Genomic DNA, 781 nt, shown 5'->3' with positions numbered 1-781 from the left:
CCGGACCCCGAACCTGAAGATCGCCGCCTGACGTGAAACCAATGCTATAGCTTAGCCCGGCGGCAAACTGGTCGAAAAAACGGGACCACCTCTCCACCCGCGTGTCTTCAGGCGGCGCGCCTCCAGGCCGGGGAACCATGAGCTGCGCCAGAGCCTGAAGGAGCTCTCCGGAGAGCGCCGGCGGTTCGGCTATCCACTGCCCGGCAGGGCATCGCGACGCGATGTCCCGAGAGGGGGCGTCTTCACATCCTGCTGCGGCGGGAGGGCTGGACGCAGAACTGGAAGAAGCTCTACCGGATCTACCGGGAAGAAGGCTTAAAGGGCCGTAAACGGGACGGTCGCAAGCTGGCCCTGGGGACCAGGGCGCCGACGGCGCGCCCGCAGGGACCGAACCAGCGCTGGTCGCTGGACTTCGTGTCGGGCATCCGACACCTCAAGACCGCCAAACCGCGCCTTGTATTTGTAGAACGTCGCCGTGCTGACCCCGTGCTTGCGGCAGACATCGGCCGTCGCCATGCCCGCCTCCTGCTCCTTCAGCATCCCGATGATCTGCTCTTCGCTGAACCTTGATCGCTTCATTGTCCGTCTCCTGGTTGGGGCGGACTCAACCTCAAACTGGAGGAAGATGCGGGTCTCAGGTCACACGGATGGCGGGCTCGCTGGACAGACGGCCGGGGGCTGGATCGGACCGGGGTCGCCTCGGGGGCGCGGTTGGTGCCAGGGCTCGAGCCGTGGAGCGCGCGCTGCGGGCTTTCGGGCGCTGGCTTTTTCGTTTGGCTAT

The 781-nt window shown here is 65.8% G+C and carries 2 pseudogenes; one reads left to right on the top strand and one right to left on the bottom strand.

Features of this window, described 5'->3' with window-relative positions:
• Positions 1-91: 91 nt before the first annotated feature.
• Positions 92-420: pseudogene (locus FGX59_RS39220) on the top strand (hypothetical protein); the annotation flags it as partial.
• On the opposite strand, the pseudogene FGX59_RS37110 reads toward FGX59_RS39220, so the two are convergent.
• A pseudogene (locus tag FGX59_RS37110) lies at positions 418-579 on the bottom strand (transposase); the annotation flags it as partial. The pseudogenes FGX59_RS39220 and FGX59_RS37110 overlap by 3 nt on opposite strands.
• Positions 580-781: the final 202 nt, after the last annotated feature.

This window comes from Poseidonocella sp. HB161398 (genome assembly GCF_005870025.1).
In the GTDB taxonomy this organism is placed as follows: domain Bacteria; phylum Pseudomonadota; class Alphaproteobacteria; order Rhodobacterales; family Rhodobacteraceae; genus Mangrovicoccus.
This window is presented reverse-complemented; position numbering and strand designations above follow the sequence as displayed.